General features: G+C 63.9%; 14 protein-coding genes. 1 reads left to right on the top strand and 13 read right to left on the bottom strand.

The window, feature by feature from the left end:
* Positions 1 to 17 precede the first annotated feature (17 nt).
* From WBP06_RS21780 to WBP06_RS21810, 7 genes are all read right to left on the bottom strand, one after another.
* Positions 18 to 308: a DUF3325 domain-containing protein gene (locus WBP06_RS21780; protein WP_395337174.1), complete on the bottom strand. Its 291-nt coding sequence runs from the start codon at positions 306 to 308 to the stop codon at positions 18 to 20.
* Positions 305 to 1,870: a PepSY-associated TM helix domain-containing protein gene (locus WBP06_RS21785; RefSeq protein ID WP_395337175.1), complete on the bottom strand. Its 1,566-nt coding sequence runs from the start codon at positions 1,868 to 1,870 to the stop codon at positions 305 to 307. Before WBP06_RS21785 ends, WBP06_RS21780 begins: the two co-directional genes overlap by 4 nt.
* Positions 1,871 to 1,908: 38 nt before the next feature.
* Positions 1,909 to 4,410, bottom strand: a complete 2,502-nt coding sequence (locus WBP06_RS21790; protein WP_395337176.1) for a TonB-dependent siderophore receptor — start codon at positions 4,408 to 4,410, stop codon at positions 1,909 to 1,911.
* A gap of 119 nt (positions 4,411 to 4,529) precedes the next feature.
* Complete coding sequence (locus WBP06_RS21795; protein ID WP_395337177.1) at positions 4,530 to 5,528, bottom strand: FecR family protein; 999 nt, start codon at positions 5,526 to 5,528, stop codon at positions 4,530 to 4,532.
* Between the two features lie 106 nt (positions 5,529 to 5,634).
* Positions 5,635 to 6,144, bottom strand: a complete 510-nt coding sequence (locus tag WBP06_RS21800; protein ID WP_395337178.1) for an RNA polymerase sigma factor — start codon at positions 6,142 to 6,144, stop codon at positions 5,635 to 5,637.
* On the bottom strand, positions 6,141 to 6,773 hold the full coding sequence (locus WBP06_RS21805; RefSeq protein ID WP_395337179.1) for an energy transducer TonB: 633 nt from the start codon (positions 6,771 to 6,773) through the stop codon (positions 6,141 to 6,143). The genes WBP06_RS21800 and WBP06_RS21805 overlap by 4 nt, the downstream gene beginning before the upstream one ends.
* Before the next feature lie 109 nt (positions 6,774 to 6,882).
* Positions 6,883 to 9,036, bottom strand: coding sequence for a TonB-dependent siderophore receptor (locus WBP06_RS21810; RefSeq protein WP_395337180.1), 2,154 nt, complete (start codon positions 9,034 to 9,036; stop codon positions 6,883 to 6,885).
* Between the two features lie 566 nt (positions 9,037 to 9,602).
* Here WBP06_RS21810 and WBP06_RS21815 point away from each other — a divergent pair.
* A complete protein-coding gene (locus WBP06_RS21815; protein ID WP_395337181.1) occupies positions 9,603 to 9,824 on the top strand; it encodes a hypothetical protein in 222 nt (73 codons plus the stop codon).
* A gap of 115 nt (positions 9,825 to 9,939) precedes the next feature.
* Here the strand turns inward: WBP06_RS21815 and WBP06_RS21820 are convergent, their stop codons facing one another.
* From WBP06_RS21820 to WBP06_RS21845, 6 genes are all read right to left on the bottom strand, one after another.
* A complete protein-coding gene (locus WBP06_RS21820; RefSeq protein WP_395337182.1) occupies positions 9,940 to 10,701 on the bottom strand; it encodes an anti-sigma factor family protein in 762 nt (253 codons plus the stop codon).
* Positions 10,685 to 11,206, bottom strand: a complete 522-nt coding sequence (locus WBP06_RS21825; protein ID WP_395337183.1) for a sigma-70 family RNA polymerase sigma factor — start codon at positions 11,204 to 11,206, stop codon at positions 10,685 to 10,687. The genes WBP06_RS21820 and WBP06_RS21825 overlap by 17 nt, the downstream gene beginning before the upstream one ends.
* Entirely contained in the window at positions 11,200 to 12,072 is an 873-nt protein-coding gene (locus WBP06_RS21830) for a sulfotransferase domain-containing protein (RefSeq protein ID WP_395337184.1), read from the bottom strand. Before WBP06_RS21830 ends, WBP06_RS21825 begins: the two co-directional genes overlap by 7 nt.
* 333 nt (positions 12,073 to 12,405) lie before the next feature.
* On the bottom strand, positions 12,406 to 13,980 hold the full coding sequence (locus WBP06_RS21835; RefSeq protein WP_395337185.1) for a DHA2 family efflux MFS transporter permease subunit: 1,575 nt from the start codon (positions 13,978 to 13,980) through the stop codon (positions 12,406 to 12,408).
* The gene (locus WBP06_RS21840; protein ID WP_395337186.1) at positions 13,977 to 15,062 is read right to left on the bottom strand and encodes an HlyD family secretion protein; all 1,086 of its coding nucleotides are present in this window, start codon (positions 15,060 to 15,062) and stop codon (positions 13,977 to 13,979) included. Before WBP06_RS21840 ends, WBP06_RS21835 begins: the two co-directional genes overlap by 4 nt.
* Positions 15,063 to 15,067: 5 nt before the next feature.
* Positions 15,068 to 16,618: a TolC family protein gene (locus WBP06_RS21845; RefSeq protein ID WP_395337187.1), complete on the bottom strand. Its 1,551-nt coding sequence runs from the start codon at positions 16,616 to 16,618 to the stop codon at positions 15,068 to 15,070.
* Positions 16,619 to 16,678 lie beyond the last annotated feature (60 nt).

Raw genomic sequence — 16,678 nt, forward strand, 5'->3', positions numbered from 1 at the left:
CGGATTTCCGGAAGGTTTCATCGACGGAGACGGGCGAGGATGCGCTCGCGATTGGTATGGGCGGTGAGCGTGAGGACGGCGCTGAACGACAGCCAGCCGAACCAGGCGACCGTACCGTAGGCCCAGCCAAAGCCGGTGCCTGCGGCTATGAACGCGGCGCCGAGCAGGCCGAAGCCACCGATGCGCAGCAGGCGGCCGGTACGAGGGGCCAGCTTGCGGCGCAGCCAGTCCTGCTGGTGGCGGGCCATAGCCATGAGCAGCAGCGCAAAGCCGGCAAGCGTCAGGAGAGCGACGGGAGTATGGATCATGCAGTCACCTCCTCGCCCTTGCGTTGTTTGCGCGCGGGCATCTGCCGGGGTTTGTGCCGCGCCAGGGTCCAGCCCGTAAAGGCAAAACCTGCAGCCAGCGCCAGCATCACCAGGTCGAAACCGGCGAATGTCCAGTCGCCCGCCATCATGCTGGGGGCAAGGCCGCGCACGGTGGTCAGGGCATTCACCAATGGGATCGCCGCGTAGAGTGTCGCTGCCACCGTCAGCGTCTCCAGCCATGCCCGCCGGGCCGGGCGCAGGAACGCCCAGACCAGCGTGCCGCCCCAGGCGATGAACAGCGCGTTGATCTCCCAGTCCGCATGGTCTGCCATGGCAGCAGGCAGCAGGCGGTTGGCAAGGAAATAGGCCGCGATCCCGATCGGCGCGCCGCTGATGAAACCGATGTTGAGGCGCTCGACCAGACGGAAGCCGAAATGCGGGCGGTTCGGATCGGGCAACTTCAGGCGACGCTTCACGCACCATAGAGACAATCCGGTTGCCGCCATGGCGACGCCGCCAAGGCCGGAAAGGAAGTAGAGCCAGCGCAGGCCGTAACCGGCGAACCATGCCGTGTGCAGGTCCACCATCACCCGGTGCGTCGCGGTGGCGCCGCCGGGACTGGCGGGTGTGGAAGGCAGGATCGCGCCGGTCGCCGCGTCGAGGTAGACGGTATCGGGTCGGCCGTTCCCCCATTCGGACTTGGCGGTATAAAGGGTCGCCACGGCGGCCTTGTCGCCGGGTTTGTCGATCGAAAGATATGTCGGCATCGCGCCGCCCCATTGGCGCTGGGCCGTGGCGATCATCTGGCCGATCGGGGCGACCGGGGCAGGCTCTCCGCTGGCCTCCCGCTCGGGGCCCTGCGGGTAACTGGTGGCATAGAAGGCCTGCCGATCCGGGAAGTTCGCGGAGATCGCCCAGGGCATCAGCGTGAACAGCAGGGTCGCGAGGCCGGTGTAGGTGATCATCAGGTGAAAGGGCAGGGCGAGCACGGCCGTGGCGTTGTGCGCGTCCAGCCAGCTGCGCTGGCCCTTGCGGAAGCGCATCATGAAGAAGTCGGTGAAGATCTTCTTGTGCGTCACCACACCGGACAGGATTGCGACGAGCATCGCCAGCGCTGCCACGCAGACCAGATAGCGCGCCCACATGACCGAGATGAAATGCAGGTCGAAATGGAAACGGTAGAGGAAGAAGCCGCCCTTCGTTTCGCGCACCGGGATTTCGGTGCCGGTGACGGGATCGAGCGTGATCCGCGTCCCCTCGCGCCGGCCTTGGCCGGGCATCTGCCATGATACGTCCAACCCGCTGCCGCCGCGCACGGCGGGCAGCGAGATCGACCAGCTCTCCGCTCCCGCCGCGCGAGCACGCAGCACCGCGTCGGCAGAAGCGAAGGCGCGCGGGGATGCGCGTGTTTCGGAAGGCAGTTCGGGCCGCATCCAGGCGTCGATCTCGTGCTGGAAGAACGCGGCCGTTCCGAACACGAAGATGACGTAGAGCACCCAGCCCGGCACCAGCCCGGCCCAGGTGTGCAGCCATGCCATCGACTGGCGCAGGCTTTGTTTCATGACGCGGTCCTTGCGCGTCTATTCCGGTCCGTCATCGCTCAGAACCCGTACTTGACCGCGAAGGCCACATTGCGGGGGCCGCCGAGCTGGGTCGAGGTGGCCCAATAATCGAGGCCGCCCAGATTGGCGACGTTGAGGTCGAAGCGGATCGGATGGCCGTCGATCTCGGTCTTGTAGTGCATGCCAAGGTCAACGATCGTATAGCCATCGATCTTCTGGAGATTGGCGCTGTCCTTGTACATCTTGCCGGCGTGATAGACGCCGCCGCTGATGGAGAAGCCGTCCAATCCCGGAATCTCGTAATCGGCGTAGACCTTGGCCAGCATGTCGCTGACGCCGGTCGGCTTCTTGCCCAAGAGCGAGGCCGTGCTGGTCTTGGTGACTTTAAGGTCCATCACGGTGCCGCCCAGCATCACGTTGAGACGGGGAGTGACATGCCCGGTGACCGTCAGTTCTACGCCCTGATGGACCTCCACGCCGTCCTGCGTGCGGGTGATCTTGCCGTTCACCGTCTCGTCGAAGGAATTGGCCTTCTCGATCCGGTAGAGCGCGGCGGTGATCAGCAGTGCGTCGATCGGGGCGTACTTGGCGCCGACCTCGTATTGCCTGGAGACGTAGGGCTTCATGATCTCGCCCGGATTGTTGTAGAGCGTGGCATCGTCCGGAACCGTCGAGCCCTGTTCCAGACCTTCCATGTAGGTAGCGTAAGTGGTCACGCGCGCGGCCGGCTTGAACACCAGCGAGATCGTGGGCGTATAGGCGCTTTCGTTATAGCTGGACGTGCGCGCGCCGGTCGCCCCGAAGTTGCGGGCCTTCACGGTGCTGCGGTTCACGCCCACCATGGCGCTGAGCTGTTCGGTGAACTGGATATCGTCGCCCAGGATGACGTTGGTGTTCTGCGACTGGCTGGACTTGTAGAGTGCGCCCCAGGAATAGGTGTTCAGCGTATCGGGCATGGCCCAGGTGTTCATGTCGTTCGGATCGGTGAAGGCAGGCGAGAAGCCGGCACTGACCGAGTTGGTGACATGCCGCTTCACCCGCAGGATGTCGCCCGAGGCGCCCAGCGTCAGGCGATGCTTGATGCCCAGCGTTTCGAACTCGCTGTCGAGATAGGCATAGGCGCCCTGCGCGATGTTGTAGGACGGCGCGCTGCGCGAGGCCCAGCCGACTTTCCAGCCCACATCCTCGAAATAGGCGGGATAGACGTTGATCGATTCCTGCGCGTCACGCTTGTAGAGATAGGCGGCGCGCAGGCTGAAAGTGTCGTTCAGTTTCCACTTTGCATTCGTGCCGATGCGGTCCGTCTTGATCTGCAGATAAGTCCAGTCGGGAGTCCAGGTCTTGCTGGCATCAAGCGGTTCGATCCAGTGGTCGATCGCCGCATAACTGGTGTCGGCATAGGCGTAGAAGCGGGAATCGATGCCGTCGATGCGGTAATAGGTATGCGCCGCCTCCACTTGCAGCAGCAGGTCCGGCGTCACGTTCCAGTCCACTGCGCCGCTGAACAGGCTGCGGGCGATGTTCTGGTTCTTCTTCGCAGTTTCGCCGTCCTGATAGGACAGGTTCAGTCGGTAGGCGAGCACGCCGTCCCGGTCGATCTTGCCGCCCAGATCGGCATGGACGAAGAACTGCTTGTTGCCATAGTCGCCCACGGTGATGTCGCGCGTGGGTGTGTAGGTGGGCCGCTTGAGTACATAGTTGGTCACGCCGCCCGGATTACCGACGCCATACATGAAGCCGGACAGGCCGTTCATGATCTCGACATTGGCAAGTTCCTCCATCGAAATGCCGGTCAACGTCGAGGAGAGCCGGACGCCGTCCACCACGCCTTTCTGGGAATCGAAGCCGCGGATGGTGACATAGGGCGTGCCATAGACGGTCGAGGGTGCGGAGTTCTGGACCACCGGGTTCATCTTGAACATCTGGTCCATGTCCCCGGCGACGACGCTTTCGATCAGATCCTGCGAGAGCACGCTGATCGCGTAGGGTGTATCGATGACGAGCTTGTCGCCCCAGGGGCCGGAGGCCGAGCGGGCGTCGATCTTGTCGTTGCGACCTGTGACCACGATGGAATCGCCGCGTCGCGCGTCGTCCGCTGGGTCAAAACGGTCCTCATCGCTTGGTATGCCTGCCGCAGCAGCCTCGGCACTTGCCGGGATGAGCAGCGTATCGAGCGTCATCGCCCCGGTGGTGGCACGGGAAATTGTTACCGCCGCAGGGCCGTTGGCGCGCGCCACCAGACCAGTGCCGGACAGCAGCCGTGCCAGTGCGTCGCGCCACGGCAGCTTCGCGTTGAGGCCCTGCGACTGACGCCCATGCGTGAGTGAAGCATCGTAGTTAAGCTGCAATCCACTCTGCTGGGCAAAGCTGTTCAGCGCGTCGCTCAATGTGCCGGCGGGAATGGCATAGGCATTCACGCTGCCTGTCTCTTGCGCCATCGCACTGGAAGTGAACACGGTCATGCCCCCGGCCAGGGTGGTGCCGGCAAGCAGTGCGGCTATCAGCAGGCGCGCGCCGCCATGACCCATTTTCTCGTACATCGAATTGATCCCCACATGTTTGCGAGACGGCGCAATTGCGATGTTGCGACGCATTCTCAATAATGGAGACGGGGTAGGGCCGGGAAAGACGACTAACGGTTGCAAAGTTTTTTCGCGGCTCAGCGATGGAGCACGATCAGGCGATCCGAAATCCGGAAAGACTGGAGATTCAGGCTGCGCTCGATGCTGTCGACGGCCGCGAGCGGGTGGTCGAGATCGTAGACGCCGCTGACCTTCACGTCCGCCGCTGTTCCCGCGACGGAAAGATAGCCATGTCGATAGCGCGCGATTTCGGCCACGACTTCACGCAAGGGGCGGTTCACCACGACGAGGCGGCCTCGCGTCCACGCGGTGGCGCCATTGCCGGCCGTTTCGATAACGCCCAGTGTCTCGGCATCGAAATCGACGCGTTGGCCTTCGTCGACGATCCCGGAGCGACCGCCCCCGATAACCCGGACCCGATGTTCGGTCACCACGAGTTCGGCGATCCCGCCCCGTTCGTGCACTGCGAAAGCCGTGCCCAGAGCGGTGGCGCTGCCTCCCGCGGCTTCGACGGTGAAGGGGCGGCTGCGGTCCGGCGCTACTTCGAAGAACGCGCTGCCTTCGAGCAGACGGACCTTGCGGCGGGCACCAGAAAATTCGTGAACGATGGCCGAACTGCTGCCCAGCGTCACACGTGAGCCGTCTTCCAGCGCCAGCACACGGCGTTCGCCTACTCCCGTGGCATAATCCGCGCGCAAACGGGTCGGCCAGTCGCCGAACGAGGCGAATGCCACCAGTGCTATCGATGCGGCGACGGCCGTTCCGGCCCACCGCTGCGGCTTGCGGGCCGGAGCGGTGGAGGAACGGCGTTTGCGGCGGAATATGCTCCGGCGTTTGGGTGCGATTGGTGGCAACCGGGTGGGTTGCATGGCAATGGGTGCCGGATCGCTCTCTATCAGGCCCCAAAGGTCTTCCAATCGCGCGAAGGCGTGGCGGTGGGCCGGCTCTGACAACCAGTTCTGGAACGCGAGTTCATCATCCGCCGACAATTCTCCGCCGTCCCGGCGGACGATCCAGTCTGCGGCGGTTTCCGCAATGGTAGCCGGAATAGGGGCGCGAGGTGCGTTTTCGGTCACATTCCCGTCCCTTCGGTCGGCCTTCTCATCAACCATGACGGAATTGGGCAGCCAAACACGACGCGGCCAAGTATGAGTAGGCAATCGTTGTGGAGTGAGCCGGCCATCATACTTCCCCCTCGATTTCGCCAAGGCGGGTGGCCAGCGTCAGCAGGGCGATCCGCAATTGCTTTTCGACCGCGCCGCGGGTGATGCCGAGGCGGTCGGCAATGTCGGCCTGATCGAGACTGTCGAACTTGCGCAAAATGAAGATTTCCCGGCATCGCGGGGGCAGGTCTTCCACCAGTTCGCGCACCATGCGCAGGCGGTCCGCGGCAAGGACGTGACGCTCGGCGTCCGGGCTGTCATCGGCGATGGCAATGCCCGCATCCTCGTCTGCCAACCAGGGTCGCCACTTGCCGTTGTCCCGCGCCCTGTCGTTCACCAGATTTCGGGCCACGCGGTAGAGAAAGGCGCGGGGGTTCTCTACCCGACCCGAACGGAGCGACGGAATGGCCCGGGCCCAGGTCTCCTGCACGATGTCGGCGGCAATCGGCGGCGAATCCACCAGCGAGCGGACATAAGCGAACAGCGCGGCCTGATGGGACCCGACGATGGCGGCATCACCTCCGTTCACGGTGTGTCCGCCAACGCAGCCCCGTCATCGATCAGGAAGACGATGGGCAGAGTAACGGCAAGTTCGTCCGGAAGCCCGGTCGGGATCGGGGGGAAGGGTGCCGCCCTTGAGACGATAGCCAGTGCAGCTTGGTCAAGGGCTGCATGTCCCGTGCCGGAAACGATCACCGCATCCAGCAAATCCCCTTCGCGATCAATGCGGAAGAGCAAGGAGCCTTTCCCTTGCGCGTGATGTTGAAGCGATCCTGGCGGATAGCGGCGCTGGCTTTCAAGCCGCGCGATCAGCGCCCGTCGATAGGACAGGGCGACGTCGGGCAGATTGTCCGACAGGCCGCCGGCGGCAGCGGTGGCGGGCGGTTCGGGGGTGTTTGTTCCCCGCACAACTGCGGTGCGCATGGGCAGGGGCGTGGCGACATGAGGCCGGGTCGATGCCGGGATACGTCGTGAACGCGCCGCTTGGGAGTTCGGCTTTTCGCGTATGGGCGCAGGCGAATGTACGTCGAACGTCACCAGCGTGGCAGGTGCCGCGTGATCCGGGGCCCCTGCCTGCAGCCAGCCGAGCGTGATCGCGGCAACAGCGGCTGCCGCCACGTGAACCCCGGCTGTAATGGCAAAGGCGGCCGCGCGCACCGATGCGCCGTTTCCACCCTTTTGTTTGGAACGGCGCAAGCGGTAGAGGAAAGGCGGCGGGTTCACGCGCGGAGGAGGGGGAAGGGGGCGCTTGTTTAAGGCTCGGTTCTCACAGCGTGCCGCGAAGCGTCAACGTGAAGGCGCGGGGCTTCGCAAAGCGTGCGCTGCCGATATAGAGGCCCGAGTAGTACTTCTTGTCGAAGACGTTATCGAGGTGCGCGGTTAGCGAGAAGTGTTCCGAGAAACGATAGTTGGCCAAAAGGTCCAGCGTTGCAAGGCTGCCCTGCGTATAGATTTCGCCATTGGGGCCAGTGCCGTCGGCGGTGGTCTTGCTCTGCCACTTGAGGTTTCCGCCCACCATCAAGGCGTCCAGCGCGCCGGGCAGCCGGTATGTGGTGAACATCTTGAAGGTGTTCTTGGGGATCTGCGGAAGCTGGCGAGCGCCATCTCGATCCTCGGCCCGGGCATTGGCGAAGCCGCCCGCCACGCGCCAGCCGGGCAAGATCTCGCCGTTGACTTCAAGCTCGAAGCCCGATGATTTCATGCCCGATACCGCGTGATAGGCCGAACTGCCGTCCGGCGCGAAGATGCCGGGGCCGTCGGCCAGGGCATAGTTGTCCTGTTTCATCCGGAAGACCGCCGCGCTGGCGCTCAACTTGCCGCCAAGGAAATCCGCCTTCAGGCCGGCCTCGTAAGTGTTACCTTCCAGCGGAGCAATCGTATCGCCGTCCACGGTGCGTTCGGTCTGCGGGTCGAAAACGCTGGCGTAACTGACATAGGCCGAGATGGCCTTGCTGAAATCAAGGACAATGCCGGCGTACGGCGTGAACACGGCTTTTTCGTCGGTTACCGATGACCATGTGCGCACGCCGCCGGCGGGCTGCGAATAGCTGTCCTGCTTCCACCAGGTCAGGCGCCCTCCTGCGATCACCGACAAGGGGCTGATGGGCTTGAGACGCGCGACGCCGGCGATCCCGCTCGTTTCGACGCGATTGCCGCCGAGATCGCCCGTTGCCGTCAAATCGGGTTTTGGCGTATCACCATTGGGGAAGAATGCGTAAGCGTTGATCGGCCTCGCGTAATCGCTCCCCGACCACCAGCCGGGATAAAGGGTCTGGTCATCGTCGGACCGGGCGTGGCTAAGCGTCAGCGCGATGTGCTGATCCTGGCCCAGAACTTCGAAGGTCCCGCGCAAGTTGGCATAAACCGCATTAAGCGTGAGGTCCGAGGCCCAGCGCGTCGAATAAAGGGTACCGCCATCCCCGGTGTCCTTGTCTATTGCGGAGCCGAAGAAATAACCGATAGTCTCGTCGTAGGAGCCGGACTTGTGCTCGGCGTCGATCTGCAAATGCCAGTTCTTGTCGAAATCGTGCGCCAGTGAGGCGAAGATATTGACGCTTTCGCGCTTGAAATCGGACCAGTTTGCGCCGCCGTTGGTCGATCGTGCAAAATCGGTCTTGGTTCCGTCCGTGAAGAACAGCGGTACGCCCCCGCGCGAGGCCCCCTTGTTGGCGAAGTTCTGGTATTCGACGCCGACCGTCAGCAAAGTGGACGGCGCCAGATCGGCCTCGACGATGCCGTAGAGCGCCTGGCGCTTGACGTGCTCACGATCGATGAAGGTGTCGTTGTCCTGCCAAGCGCCCGCGACGCGAGCGCGGACGTGGCCATCGGCCGTTACGGCTCCGCCCAGATCACCTTCCAGCCGATACATATCCCAGGAACCGACGGTTGCGGCCGCCGTGGCCGTGAGGTCCGTGCCAGGACGCTTGCGGATCATGTTGATTGCCGCAGAGGGCTGTCCGGTGCCCGTCATCATTCCGGCCGATCCCCGGATGACTTCGATCCGATCGTAGGCGATCATGTCCGCAGTGTCTTCGGTGAACCCGTAGATGTTGGTCGGCCGGGCGATGCCGTCCACGAGGTAGTTTTCGATCGCGAAGCCGCGCGCCGTGTAGTTTGTGCCGTCAGTGCCAAGTGCACTGGATTGATTGGACTGTATGCCAACGATCTGCGCCATCACGTCGGAGATGTCGTAAAGCCCCTGTTCCTGCATTCGCACGCTATCCAGGACAGTTACCGATTGCGGGGTCTCCCGCGAAGAAAGGCTGAGGCCCGTGGTTTCGGTCTCACCCGTCACGACAATTGGGTTCTCGTCCGTCTCCGCAGGCGTCGTCTCGGCGTGGGCGCTACCGAAGCTCAGCAAGCCGGCGGCCAGTGTGGACGAGACGCGATAGGCCCTGCGGTGCTTGATGCTGACGGTCATTTTTTAGCCCCCTGATTGGCGTGCCGGAGGAACCGGCGTCGTTATGCGGGCGGCCACTAATGCGAATGAGTTGCAAACGCAATATCACATTCGCGCATGAATTTTCTGTTCGGCAGCTCTGTGGGGATGTTTTCCAACATGCCGGGTTCAATTGCTGAAAGGTCCTTGCTTGCCTTGCCAAGTGGACGCGACGCCGGGTGCTCATGCTTCACCGGGATGGCGTTGGTCCGGCAATTCCGGGGCCCCTAGAGGTAAAGGCCATGGCCTCTGTCGGTTCGTTCGTCAGGCGATTTTCCCGATGGAGCGATCTGGAGCACGCGGTTCGATGGCGGCGCCAACCCAACAGATTGCGCCGGATGGTTTTTTCGGCCAGAGGATCAAGCTCCCCGTGTCACGCCCGACAAGTTGTTGCTGTGCCCCGGATGGAGGCGGTCTCTATGTCACGCCGGTCAGGCGGGAACTCTCCGAAGAGGTGCTTCGCGTGCGGCCTCTTGCTGGTTCCCTTCTCGCGGTCGACCTGACCAGATTACCCCCTGAGGAGAATTGAGATTCGGAAAGTAGTTCAAATGGTGATCGTCGTACTTGTCGCGATCACGGTGATGTTTGGCGGTCGCTGGTACATGTACATTGCCCAGGCTGAGACCCCGTATGATGAAGTGGGCATCGCCCTCAATGGATACATGCCGACCCCGTTGCGGGCCTGGGGCTGTCACAAGCTGAAGGCGCGGTTTGAAGGACAATTGCCCCCATACGGCTGTGGTGGGGCGGATGGACGCTCCTGGATGTGAAATTTGTCGGGCAGAGCGGTGATCTTCACCGACCTGCCCGTATGTCCCTGTCGTCACGGCCGCTTTCGTTAGGCCTCGACAGGTACTCGTGCTGCCGTCGCCAAATTCCCCTGCCTTAACCGGTGATTTCATCCGCGAGTACGGTGGCCAGCCGATCCAATTCTGCGCCGGGCACTTGTCCGGTCAGCGCATAGGCCAAATCGCCTTCCTGCCAGTAGGCGACGTTTGCTCCCTTCTCCTTCACGATCGCCGGTTCCTGCGGCGCGCGCGTCCGCGCACGGATGGCGAACAGCGACAGCGGCTCGCCCTGTCCGCTGTCGACCGTGACCTGGAGGCTGGGGCCGTTGTCCGATGGGAAAATCTGCACGTCCCGCACCACCCATCCGTTGGGAAGTCGTGGCAAGACGATCTGGGTTGCAGAGCCGATTTCCGCGGCATCGTAGAATGAGGTTTCGCGCTGCGACACAAGTCGCGCGCGCACTTGCGCGACATTGTGCGACATCACCGCCTCCTGCACGTAGAACGGCAGGTGCGGCGCTTCCCTTGCGCGAATATAGTGCCAGGTATCACTTCCCCCCCAGCCTATGCCCACGCACAACAGCATCAGCGCGGCGAAAGGTACGGTGGCCCTCACGCGCCGCCGGATCAGGGCACGCTCCAGCTTCTGCGTCACCGCCTGCAATCGACGGGGAACCGGCGTCACCGGTTGAAGCAATTTCAGCGCCGCCTGATTTCGCAGGTCCGCCATGATCCGGGAGGCAACATCCGGCCGCCTGGCCAGATAATCCTCCACCTCAAGGCTGCGATCGGCCGATAGGCAGCCATCGACATAGGCAAGCAGGTCTGCCTCGGTAATCGGTTCAGGATCGTTGGACATAACTTCCTCCAACTACATGCAGCCGTCTCTCTGCTCCCTCATCCTTCCTCAAGAACGCGCGCGCCCTGCTCAGCCTCGACATGACTGTGCCGACCGGGACCGAGAGCACTTCCGCCGCCTCCCGGTAAGTAAATCCGTCCAGCACGATCAGGTGCAGCACGGCATGCTGATCGTCGGGCAATCGTTCGATGGCCGCGGCCAGATCGGCCAGATCAACGGCGGCATCGGATGCTTCCTCCACCGTTTCATCGGCAAGCTGTCGCAGTTTTTCGCGTTCGGTATTCTGGCGCCGCCGATCGCTAATGAAGCGATTGTGCAGGATCGAGAACAGCCAGGGGCGCAACTGGCGACCATGCTGGAATGCACCGCGCGCTTCGCAGGCGCGCAACACGGTATCCTGCACCAGATCTTCGGCCGCCGTTTCGTCCCGCGACAAGGCCATGGCGTAGCGCAGCAAAAACGGAAGCTCCGCCGCCACGCCCAGGCTGAACAGCCGTTCTAGCATAGCGCCGATGCATCCGGGCGACGCTTCGGCCCGACAGGCGAAGCCTTGTCCGCCGGCGCCTCCGGCCGGTCCGTCAGGAAGAGCCCGGTCTGCCGCAACAGCGATTTGGTCTCCGGCTCCAGTGCCAGCGACAGGCGGGTGTTGATATGCTGCACCGCTTGGTCCGACAGGTAATCGCGATAGCCGCCGACCTTCCCGCGGCGCATCCGCAAGGCTTCGTCGTCGAGGCGGTCGTATTCGTGGCCGGGAATGCCGGTTTCCATTTCCCCCCGGCGCATTGCTTCGAAATCGGAGCGCCGCACAGCCACCCCCAGCGCATCGAAATCGACGGCCTCGCCTAGGAAGCGCAACACTTCGGCAACGACGGCAACGGTGTCGCGCATCAGCGCTTCGTAACTGATCGAGATATGGGGATGCTTCGCAAGCCCGCGCGACCACGAGTTGAGGTAGGTGGACAGATCCGGCAGCCCCTGGTGGCAATCGAGGAAATCCTCGATCGATCCGGAAAAGCGATGCTTGTGCTTGGTGGCGTGAAAATAGGACGAAACCAGCACGTCACGCGGATCGCGCAGCAGGAAAATGATCGGCGCCTTCCCGAAAAGGCGGTCTTCGTAAGCGAGATGGGTGACGGGGACCAGCGGCACCGTACCGGTATGATGGAAGCCGGGCACTCCGCGCGCGCTGTCCAGCGCCAGATTGGGCAGAATTGCAAAAGTGCTGTGGAGGTCCACCTTTACCGCCAGATCGCGCGTCAGATTGAAATAGTGGGAGAGAATATAGCGGAGCCAGGTTCGCCCCGATTTCGGATAGGAAACCAGAAAGGCATCGGCAGCCCTTGCCGCCGCGTGAAGACGCAGCGGCCTCATCGCGCGATTCCACACCTTGCGGGGATCGCCTATAAGACCATCAAACCAAAACCGATTCATCTGCCCCGTCGCCTCCGCACCAAGATATACGCCATGTATACGCGTCGGAAGGCACGATTATTCGACCTGACCAAAAGGGGTAGTCCGCATTATTCGTCATGCGGGTGACTACATCGACAGGAGAGCGGCTTCCAGGCAGCCGAGATGAGGAACGCTACCTCCGATGTATCATCGATGGCTGGTTGTGGCGGATATCCCAACGGCACGGATAGCGTGGTTGCAGACGGTCCGGTTTCTGAACCAAAGCAACGACGCGAATGTCCAAGCAGGACGCTATTCGTTCATCCGGAGAACGAAACTTCCGCCCGCACACAGCAACATGCATGTGCCCGCTACGAGGAAGGCATCGCTATAGGCGAGCAGTAGCGCCTGGTGGTGCAGAGCCTGTTCCATCATTGCCAGCGCTTGCCGGCGCAGTGGCTCCGCCGCCTTGGCGTGAAGCGCCGCGTGCCGATCCAGATGGTGGTGGGCCAGCGCCTGCACCCATTCGACCGTCCGCTCCCTGAACGCGGGGGTGAAAGGCGTCACTGCGTCACCGATGCGCGCGGCGTGCAGTTTCTCGCGCTCAACCACGAACTGGCCGGCCAGCGCGATGCCGATGGCTCCGCCGACGTTACGCACGGTGGAGAAGAGGCTCGAAGCCGAGCCCATTTCCGATTTTTCCAGCCCCTTCACCGCCATGACCCCCAGCGCGACGACGATGAAGGACTGGCCAATCCCGCGTACCACCAGCGAAGGAACGATGACATTGCCGGCGGCATCGCCGTCCAGGTGGATGTTCATCAGGCATCCCGCCGCCATGATCGCGAAGCCCAGAATGATGATCGTCCGCGCGCTCGTCAGCCGCATCAGCGGCGGTGTGGCGAAGGACATGACGAGTTGGACGAGGCCATAGGGGATCATAGTCAGGCCGATGTCCTGTGCATTATAGCCCTGCGTCTGCGCGAAGTAGTTGGGCACCAGGAACACCACGCCGAAAACCACGGCGCCGAAAGTGAACTGCATCAGGCTGGCTATGCCGAAATTGTGGCGGGCGAGCAGGCGCAGGTTGATGAAGGGATCGCGGCTGGACAACTCGATAACAACGAAGGCGATCAGGCCCAGCGCGGCGACTGCGGCGGCCCCGATGATGAAGGTGGAGGCGAACCAGTCCTTCCGTCCGCCTTCCTCGAGCATGATCTGGAGCGCAGCCAGCCCGATTGCCATCGCCGCGATGCCGGCCCAGTCGCCTTTGCGCAGCCGGTCGAGCGCTGCCGGGGATCGCGGCGTCGCCCAGCCGATCACGACTAGCAGCAGCAGGCCGGGCGGCACTTGAAGGTAGAAGATCCAGCGCCAGTCGTAGGCTTCGGTCAGCCAGCCGCCCAGCGACGGCCCGGCCGCCTGCGCGACATTGTTGGCCACCGCGAACAGCGCCATCCCGAAAGGCAGGCGGGCGGGCGGCAGCTCCGTCGCGATGATCTGGAAGGAGAGCGGAATAAGCACGCCACCGAACGCCCCCTGCAAGGCCCGTGCTGCGATCATCGTGTCGATGTCCTGTGCCAGCGAGCAGGCGATGGAGAACAGGATGAAGCCGCCCGTTCCCACCATCAGCACCCGGCGCATCGAGAAGACCGAAACCAGCCAGCCCGCCATCGGTATGACGATGATTTCCGCGACCAGGTAGGCGGTGGTGATCCATGATCCTTCCTCGAAGGAAGCCCCGAGCGAGCCGCGCACCTGCGGTAACGAGGCATTGGTGACATGGACGTTCATGCCGGCCATGAAGCAGCCGACCACCCCGCCCAGCACGGCCACCCAGGCGCGCAGCGAAACATGTTCGGGGACTGAGTCCGTTGCAGCCGTGCTCATCGGTCGAAGTCCGCCGTGTCGATGCTGGTTTCCACGGACATGCCGGGGCGCAGGTCGGCAGCTTCGCGCTGGCCGGGATCGATCCGGATGCGCAGCGGCATCCGCTGCACGATCTTGGTGAAGTTGCCGGTGGCGTTGTCGGGGGGAAGCAAGGCGAACTGCGCGCCTGAAGCCGGGGCGAGGCTTTCGACATGGCCGTGTAGTTCGCTGCCGCCGAATGCATCGACGCTAATCCTGACGCTTTGCCCGGTGCGTATGCGGCGGGTCTGCGTTTCCTTGTAGTTGGCGATGACGTAGGTTTCGGCAGGGACAATCGCCATCAGCGGCGTTCCGGCTTCGACATAGTGGCCAGTGCGCACACTGCGCTGGCCGATGCGTCCGGACGCGGGTGCGCGGATGACCGTGCGCGACAGGTCGAGACGGGCGGCGGCCAATGTCGCCTGGGCCTGACGCAAGGATCCGCGCGCCTTGTCGAGATCCGCGACGGCCGCTGTCCTTTCGGTGGCGAGTACCGGCAATTCGGCGCGCGCGACGGCCAGCCCCTCGCGGCTTCCGTCCCGTTCCGCTCCGGTGCGGCGCGCAGCGGTTTCGGCCGATTGGCGGATCTGGTCGCTCGTCACCTCCTGGTTCGCAAGCAGCACTTGTCGCCGGTATTCGCGCTGGGCCAGCAGGGCGTCGGCCTGGCGGGCGGAGAGGCCGGCTGCAGCCTGCGCTATCGTCCCTCGTTGCCGGGCTGTACGCGCGTCGAGGTTGGCAATGCGGGCCTGCTGCGCGGCGACTTCGGCGCTGGCCGTCTCCAGAAGACCTAAGGCCTGTTCGACTTTGGCGCGGTAATCGCGGTCGTCGATGCGCGCCAGGACGGCGCCTGCGCGGACCCACTGATCGTCCGTGACCGCTACGGCCACGACGTCGCCGCCGATACGCGGCGCGATCGTCACGACATCGGCCCGGACATAGGCATTGTCGGTGGCGACGTGAAATCGTCCGATCGTCCACCAGTGCAATGCGCAGGCTCCGCCCGCAAGCAGGATCAGGGCCCCGCCGCAAAGCATCAGATGGCGGCGGGAAGGGCGTGGGGTCATCTTGGTCACTTTGCGAAGGCCCTGTTGCTGGTAGCGTTGTTGGTGGCGTTGTTGATCGCGTCCGTGGCGGCGTTTCTGCTGGTGGGGGGCGATTTTTCGGCGGCGGGTAGGGGAACCGCCGGGGCTTCTTCCCAGCCGCCGCCCAGCGCGGCGAAGAAGTGCACTTGCGCGGCGGCAAGATCGGCGTCGGCTTGCGCCAGCGCAGCCCTTGCCGAGAGGTCGGCGCGTTCGCTGTCCAGCATGTCCAGCGCGGTTGCGGCGCCGACGGTGCGGCGGGCTCGGGTCATGGCGACAATCCTTCCGCTACGCTTCTGCGCGACCTGCAATTGCGCCTGACGTTCCAGCGCGGTGCGATAGTCTTGCGCGGCCCGGTCGACTTCGCCGAGGGCCGCCAGAATCGCGGCATCGAAGCGAGCGAGCGCGGCGGCCTCTTCGGCCCGGGCACCGGCGATCCGGGCACGCGCGGCGCTAAGGTTCGGAAAGCTCCAGCTCAGCAAAGGACCGACACGCCAGACGGCGTTGTCGCGGGATGTCAGCCCGCTGGCGGAAGGCGACGACAGGCCGAGCCCGCCACCCAGCGACACGTGCGGATAGAGATCGCCCACGGCAATCCCGATCCGCGCCGTCGCGGCGGCAAGGCGCTGCTCTGCGGCCCTCACGTCCGGGCGGCGGCGCAACAGGGATGCGGCGTCTCCGGCTGAGAGCGGGCCGTCCAGGACAGGTATGCGCGTGCAGGCCGCAGCCGATGCCGGTATCTGCGACGGTGGCTGGCCGGTCAGGATCGCCAACTCCGTCAGGGCCGCATGACGATCGGCTGCGAGTGCCGGAATTTCGGCCGCTGTTTCGGCAACCCGTGCCTCGGCCTGCAACCGGTCTGTCGGTGAATTTGTCCCCGCCGCCTGCAGAGTCCGCGCAATGTCGCGGTTGCGTTCGGCCAGTGCCAGCGTTTCTTGCGCCAGGGCGGTCTGATGCGCGATGCCGCAGGCGCGTAGCCACGCGCCGGTCACGCGGGCAGCGATCAATACGCGAATGCCGTCGGCATCGGCGGCGGTGGCGGCGAAATCTGCCGTGGCGGCGGCGACACCTGACTTCAGGCGACCGAACAGATCGAGTTCCCAGGACAGCTCGGTGCCGGCATCGAAGCGTGATCCGGTGCGGATGAGATCGCTGCCATCGGATGCGGCGGCAATCTGGTCCTGCAAGGTGCTGCCATATCCGGCACCGGCGGAAAGCCCGGTCGAGGGGCCGCGCTTCGCCCTTGTTTCGCCCAGTTCCGCGCGTGCATTCAGCAGATTGGCCACTGCCACCCGCAGATCGCGGTTGTTCGCCAGAGCGTCGGACACCAGCGTATCCAGATCTGGTTCGCGGTACAGCCGCCACCACTGTGCGGGCAGTGTTCCGTCGATGGTTCCATCGGACGGCGGCAGTGCGATGGTAGTTTGCGGTGGTGTCGAAGGCGCATGCGCGCAGCCGCCAAGCAGCAAGCAGGCGAGGATGCAGGCGCGCGGGCGGCGCAGGAAAACAGGCATGGCGGTCCAGTAGATAAGCGAGGCCAATCGGTGACGAGCCCAGCCTGCTAGACAATTCGCGGTTGTCATTCTCGCTTTGTAATGACA

Source organism: Novosphingobium mississippiense, from assembly GCF_044029535.1.
In the GTDB taxonomy this organism is placed as follows: domain Bacteria; phylum Pseudomonadota; class Alphaproteobacteria; order Sphingomonadales; family Sphingomonadaceae; genus Novosphingobium.